7 protein-coding genes are annotated in these 5701 nt (G+C 69.4%); 3 read left to right on the plus strand and 4 right to left on the minus strand.

All coding sequences use genetic code 11. The annotated features are described in order from the left end of the window. Nucleotides 1-93 precede the first annotated feature (93 nt). From VKV26_25290 to VKV26_25300, 3 genes are all read left to right on the plus strand, one after another. Nucleotides 94-1491 carry a PQQ-dependent sugar dehydrogenase gene (locus VKV26_25290; protein ID HLZ73233.1) on the plus strand — a complete coding sequence of 466 codons (1398 nt, stop codon included), beginning with the start codon at nt 94-96 and terminating at the stop codon, nt 1489-1491. A gap of 165 nt (nt 1492-1656) precedes the next feature. Next, on the plus strand, nt 1657-2115 hold the full coding sequence (locus tag VKV26_25295) for a hypothetical protein (protein ID HLZ73234.1): 459 nt from the start codon (nt 1657-1659) through the stop codon (nt 2113-2115). A 342-nt stretch (nt 2116-2457) separates the two neighbouring features. Continuing rightward, a complete protein-coding gene (locus VKV26_25300; protein HLZ73235.1) occupies nt 2458-2628 on the plus strand; it encodes a hypothetical protein in 171 nt (56 codons plus the stop codon). Between the two features lie 81 nt (nt 2629-2709). Here VKV26_25300 and VKV26_25305 read toward each other — a convergent pair whose 3' ends face one another. The 4 genes from VKV26_25305 to VKV26_25320 form a co-directional block, all read right to left on the minus strand. Further along, on the minus strand, nt 2710-3441 hold the full coding sequence (locus VKV26_25305; GenBank protein HLZ73236.1) for an ABC transporter ATP-binding protein: 732 nt from the start codon (nt 3439-3441) through the stop codon (nt 2710-2712). Continuing rightward, entirely contained in the window at nt 3441-4319 is an 879-nt protein-coding gene (locus VKV26_25310; GenBank protein ID HLZ73237.1) for an ABC transporter ATP-binding protein, read from the minus strand. Before VKV26_25310 ends, VKV26_25305 begins: the two co-directional genes overlap by 1 nt. Continuing rightward, nucleotides 4303-5199: a branched-chain amino acid ABC transporter permease gene (locus VKV26_25315; protein ID HLZ73238.1), complete on the minus strand. Its 897-nt coding sequence runs from the start codon at nt 5197-5199 to the stop codon at nt 4303-4305. The genes VKV26_25310 and VKV26_25315 overlap by 17 nt, the downstream gene beginning before the upstream one ends. A 5-nt stretch (nt 5200-5204) precedes the next feature. Further along, nucleotides 5205-5701, minus strand: a 497-nt coding sequence (locus VKV26_25320) for a branched-chain amino acid ABC transporter permease (protein ID HLZ73239.1), incomplete at its 5' end; no start/stop codon positions are given.

The raw sequence follows: 5701 nt of genomic DNA on the forward strand, positions 1-5701 counted from the left end.
GGGTGCCCCCGCCGGCCGCCAGCGCCGTGCCGCTGCCCGTCGCGCGCCAACGCCTCGAGGCTGGTGCGCTTACGAACGTCTGGCCCGGCGCGTATGCTGGACCGAGATCAGGAGTTCGCCCTGCCTGCCGGCGAGGAACCCTTGGCTCAAACCGGGCCGACGCGCGGACAACTCGGGCGCCTGCTGCCGCTGGTGGCGCTGCTCTTCGTCGCTGCATGCACCTCACAGCGGTCCGCGCCACGTCATGCACCGCCCGCCGCCACGGCGAAGCAGCAGCTCGCGCTGCGCCAGGCGGGGCTCAATCCCTCGCCGCCGCAGCAACCCTCCGACCCGCCGCTCCTCGTCGCCACGCAACCGGATCTGCCGCCGGCCGACGCGCCGCTGGCGGCTGTTTCCGTCGCCGTGCCCGCTGCCCTCAACGGCGCGTACCCGGACGGGCGCACGCTGAACCTGCCGGCGGGCTTCCAGGCGAGCGTCTACGCCCTGCCCGGCGGCGGGCCGCGCTTCATGGCGCTCAGCCCCGACGGTCGCGTCTTCGTCGCCTTGATCAGCAGCGGCCAGGTCGTAGAGCTCGCCGACGACGGCGGCGGCGCGGCCACGGCGCAAACCGTGATCGACGGGCTGAACGCCCCGAGCAGTCTCAGCTTCTTCGGCGGCTATCTCTACGTCGGTGAGATCAACGAGATCGTGCGCTATCCCTATACGGACGGGAGCGTCGAGACGAGCCAGAAGCAGGTCGTCGTACCGAACCTGCCCGGCGGCGGCCACTCGACGCTCACGGTCGACTTCGGCCCGGACGGGCTGATGTACGTCGCGGTCGGCTCATCGTGCAACGTCTGCGTCGAGCGGAACCCGCTGCGCGCCGCGATCACCGTTTACCAGCCCGACGGCAGCGCGGGCCGCACCTACGCCTCCGGCCTGCGCAACGCCGTCGGCTTCACCTGGCAACCGGGCACCGGCGATCTGTGGGCGACGGTGAACGGCCGCGACAACATCGGTGACGACATGGGCCTGAGCGGAGCCGCGGCGACACAGGCGACCGACAACCTGCCGCCCGATTACCTGACGCGCATCACGGACGGCGGCAACTACGGCTGGCCGCGCTGCTACGGCGACCACCAGCTCGACCCGAAGTTCGGTGACGCGGCCTTCTGCGCGACCACGCTGGTGCCGAGCGTCGAGATCCAGGCGCACTCGGCGCCGCTCGGGCTGGCGTTCTACAGGGGAACGGCCTTCCCGCAGCCGTACCAGGGCGACCTGTTCGTGGCGTTACACGGCTCGTGGAACCGTTCCGTGCCCACCGGCTACAAGCTCGTGCGCCTGCACTTCGAGAACGGACAACCGGCCGCGGTGATCGATTTTGCGACCGGCTTTCTCACCGGCGGCCAGGCCTGGTTCCGGCCCGTCGGCATCCTGGAACTGCCGGACGGCTCGCTGCTGGTGAGCGACGACCAGGGCGGCGCCATCCTGCGCATCAGCTACGGCCCCTGAACCTGCGGCCGCGTGCGCCGACGAATTTCGCGATTTTCTTCACAGGCGGCTTGACAGCCTCACCAACTATGTGTAAATTGCACATAGATGATTGCTGGGACGCAGCCAGGGAGCCGCGCCGCGGGGCCAACCCACCAGCGCATGCCATCAAGGAGGGCACCCATCGTGGCAACCGCACAGCAGGCTCAGGCCGAGCAGAGCCCGGCGCAGGCGCTGGTCGAGGCCAACGCCGCCGTCTTCAACGCCGTGGTCGAGGCAGGGTACAAGGCGCAGACGCGCACCTTGAACGTGGCGCGGGTCTTCGTCGAGGCGTTCAACCGCCAGCAGCAGAACAGCCGGCGCTACATTGAGCAACTCGCCGCACCGGGCACGCCCTGGTTCTCGCCCGAACGCTTCAACGGCTACCTGAGCATGTTGGTGGAGAACCAGAACGAGGTGATGCGCGTCGGCCGTGAGTGGATCGACGAGCTGAACGCCGCCGCCGCCGAGTCGCGGCAGACGCTGGAGACGCTGGCGCAGCAGGCCGGCAAAGTCCGCGAGGCGCAGCAGGCGCTCTGGGGCGAGGGCTTCGCCGCCCTGCGCAGCTACGCCAGCAACGTCAACCCGGCCGCCGCAGCCGCCTGATTCAATCGCGCGACGAACTCCCGCGAGCCCCGGCCCCGATGGACCGGGGCTTTCGCGCGCTCACCGGCGACGGCACCGACGCGCCACTGCGGAAACCGCAGCGGCCCAACGCTTTCCGCGATGATACGGGCGCGTTATGTTGCAATCAGGCGGAAAAGTGATTAGACTTATACCAATCCTCGGGACGCCATTCACCGTACCGGGTGTGCGCCCGCCCGCCGCCCGCCTCGCGAGGCGTCCCCTCGGCTGCGACCCCGAAGTAGCCACGCGGAGTATGCGAGGGCTGCCCGGCGCAGACCGCGACTGCGCCGGCCCATGCCCTCGTCGAAGAGGGAGGGGCTTATGGAAGGCACGGAACTGCCCGTCGAACCGATCTGCGCCCATCACTGGCAGATCGACCCTCCGGCCGGCAGCAGCAGCCACGCCGTCTGCCGCAAATGCGGCGCGGAACGCGATTTCCGCAACAGCGAAGTCGAGCACCCCTACCGCCTGCAACGCGGCAGACGCGCCTGATCACCCCCGCCATCCCGCGAGTGACGCAACGAGGAGAGCAGTGCCGCTCTCCTCGCGTCGTGTCCTTTACGGATGCGGCAATCACCCGCCGCTCACGCCCACACCGCCCAGGTATGCCGCGACGATGCGCTCGTCGCGGGCCAGTTCCGCGCCCGTGCCCTCGAGCACCACGCGCCCCGTCTCGATCACGTAGGCCCGGTCGCTCAGCGCCAGCGCCCTGCGCGCGTTCTGCTCGACCAGCAGGATCGTGCGCCCTTCCTCGTGGATCTCGCGCAGGATGCCGAAGATGTAGCTGACAAGCTGTGGCGCCAGGCCCATGCTCGGCTCGTCGAGCAACAGCAGCGCCGGCCGCGCCAGCAGGCCGCGCGCGATCGCCAGCATCTGCTGCTCGCCGCCCGAGAGCGTGCCCGCCGGCGCATCGCGGCGCGCCGCGAGGATGGGGAATCGCTCCAGCAACTGCCCGATCTCGGCAGTGAGCGCCTGGCGGTCGCGGCGGCGGTAGCCGCCCAGCTCCAGGTTCTCCAGCACCGACATCTGCGCCAGAATCTGGCGGCCCTCCGGCACCAGCACCACGCCCATGCCCACCAGGTCGCTCGCCGAGCGCCGTGTCACGTCCGCGCCGCGGTAGCGCACGACGCCCGCGCGCGGCTGCACCAGCCCCATGATCGCGGCGAGCGTCGAGCTCTTGCCGGCGCCGTTGGCGCCCACCAGGCTAACGAGCGCGCCGCCGTCAACCTGCAGGCTGACGTCGCGTACCGCCTGCACGCGGCCGTAGTTGACCGCGAGGTGCTCGACCTCCAGGAGAGGCGGCATCAGCCTGCCTCCGCATCGGCGTCCGGCCCCCGTGCGCCACCGGTCGCCGGCGCCGGTTCGATCAACCGCCCGGCCGCGGCCTCCAGCGACGCCTTCGTCTCCTGCACATCATCTGGCTGCTCGTCTTCCGTGCCCAGGTAAGCAGCGATCACCGCCTCGTCGCGACTGACCTGCGCCGGCGTGCCCTCGGCGATCACCCGGCCGAAGTCCAATACGGTGATCCGATCGCAGATCTCCATCACCAGGCGGACATTGTGCTCCACCAGCAGCACCGTAAGCCCGTCGCTCAGCAGCGAGCGCACCAGGCGGCCGAGCAACTGCGCCTCCGTGCTGTTCATGCCCGCCGCCGGCTCGTCCAGCAGCAGCAGGCGCGGCCGCGAGCCGAGCGCCCGCGCGATCTCCAGCCGGCGCTGGTCGCCGTAGGAGAGGTTAGAGGCGCGCACCGCTGCCAGCGAAGCGACCTCCAGCCGCGCCAGCAGGGCCATCGCCTCGCCACGCAGGCGTCGCTCCTCGTCGGCCACGCGCGGACTGAACCACAGCCGCTCCAGCAATGTGTCGCTGCGGCGCGTGTGCTGGCCGACGGTCACGTTCTCCAGCGCCGTCATCGCGGGGAAAAGGCGGATGTTCTGATATGTCCGCCGAATGCCGAGCGCCGCGATGCGGTGCGAAGGCATCCGGTCGATGCGCTGGTCGCCGAAGCGGATCATTCCGCGGTCCGGCGGCAGCAAGCCGGAGATCAGGTTGATGATCGTGGTCTTGCCCGCGCCGTTCGGGCCGATCAACCCGTGGACCTGGCCCGGCGCCACACCGAAGCTGACACCATCGACCGCAGCAACGCCGCCGAACGCCTTGCCCACGCCGTCAAGCTGGAGGAGCAAGCGGCTCCTCCCTTCGTGACCAGTTGCGCGGCGCCTCGCTGAAGAGCGAGACGAGACCGCGCGGCAGGAAGAGGATCACCAGCAGCAGCACCACGCCGCTGACCAGCGTGCGATCCGGCCCGGGCTGGATGCCGAAGGAGCGCAGGTGCCGCAACGCTTCGGGCAGCACCGTGATTAGCCCGGCGCCCAGCACCGGGCCGATGAAGATGTTCATGCCGCCCACCACGGCGAAGACGAGGATATCGACCGCCTCGCCGAAGCCGTAGTCGTTGGGATCGACGATGAAGCGCAGGTGCGCCTGCAAGGCGCCGGCCAGCCCGGCGATGAAGGCGCCCAGCACGAAAGCCAGCAACTTGTAGAAGGTCGTGTTCACGCCCATGGTGCGCGCCGCGGACTCGTCTTCGCGGATCGCCTCCAGCGCATAGCCGGTGCGCGAGGCGCGCAGCCGCCAGAAACAATACAGCAGCACCACCAGCACGCCGAAGATGTGGTACCAGTGCGTGCGCTGCGGGATGCCGTTGATGCCCAGGGCGCCGCCGGCGTAGTCCCAGTTGATGAAGAACAGGCGCACGACTTCGCCGAAGCCGATCGTGGCGATCGCCAGGAAGACGCCGCGCAGGCGCAACACGGGCAGCCCCAGCGGCACGGCCACGAGCGCGGCGACGAACGCCCCTGCGGGCACCACCGCCCAAAACGGCCACTGCGCGTGAATCGTCAGCAGCGCCGAGACGTAGGCGCCGATCGCCATGAAGCCGGCGTTGGCGAGCGAGAGCAGGCCGGCGGCGAGGGTCAGGTAAATGCTCAGGCCCAGGATCGCGTTCAGGCCGAAGAAATTGATTGTGCTGCTGTTCTGCGTGTAGAAGTCCTGCAGCCAGCCCACCGCGCTCACGCCTCCCGCACGGCTTTGCGGCCGAGCAACCCGCGCGGCCGGATCAGCAGAATCAGGAAAAGCACGACAAAGGCCGCCGCATCCTTGTAGCTGGAGCCGACGTTGGCGATGGTGCTGACCTCCGCCAGACCGATCAGGTAGCCTCCGACCACCGCGCCGGGGATGCTGCCCAGGCCGCCGAGGATGATTACGGAGAGGCCCTTCAGTTCGACGGCCTGGCCCATGTCCGGAGAGACGGTGTTGAACTGCAGCGCGTAGAGCACGCCGGCCGCCGCGCCCAGCGCCGAGGAGATCATGAAGCTGATCGCGATCACCCGCTCGACGTCGATGCCGAGGATGCGCGCCGTACGTTCGTTCTCGGCCACGGCGCGCATCGCCTTGCCCAATCGTGTCTGCTGCACCAGCCACTGCAGGCCCAGCATTAGCAGCAGCGAAAGCACGATGATCACGATCTGCAGCAGGGTGATGCTGGCGTTGCCGACGGTGAAGGTGT

The organism is Dehalococcoidia bacterium (genome assembly GCA_035310145.1).
Lineage (GTDB): Bacteria > Chloroflexota > Dehalococcoidia > CAUJGQ01 > CAUJGQ01 > CALFMN01.

What these genes read in the sequence shown, in the direction of transcription:
- VKV26_25290 (HLZ73233.1), top strand. Translation starts at nt 94, where the DNA reads ATGCTGGACCGAGATCAGGAGTTCGCCCTGCCTGCCGGCGAGGAACCC.
- VKV26_25300 (HLZ73235.1), top strand. Translation starts at nt 2,458, where the DNA reads ATGGAAGGCACGGAACTGCCCGTCGAACCGATCTGCGCCCATCACTGG.
- VKV26_25305 (HLZ73236.1), bottom strand. Translation starts at nt 3,441, where the DNA reads ATGCCGCCTCTCCTGGAGGTCGAGCACCTCGCGGTCAACTACGGCCGC.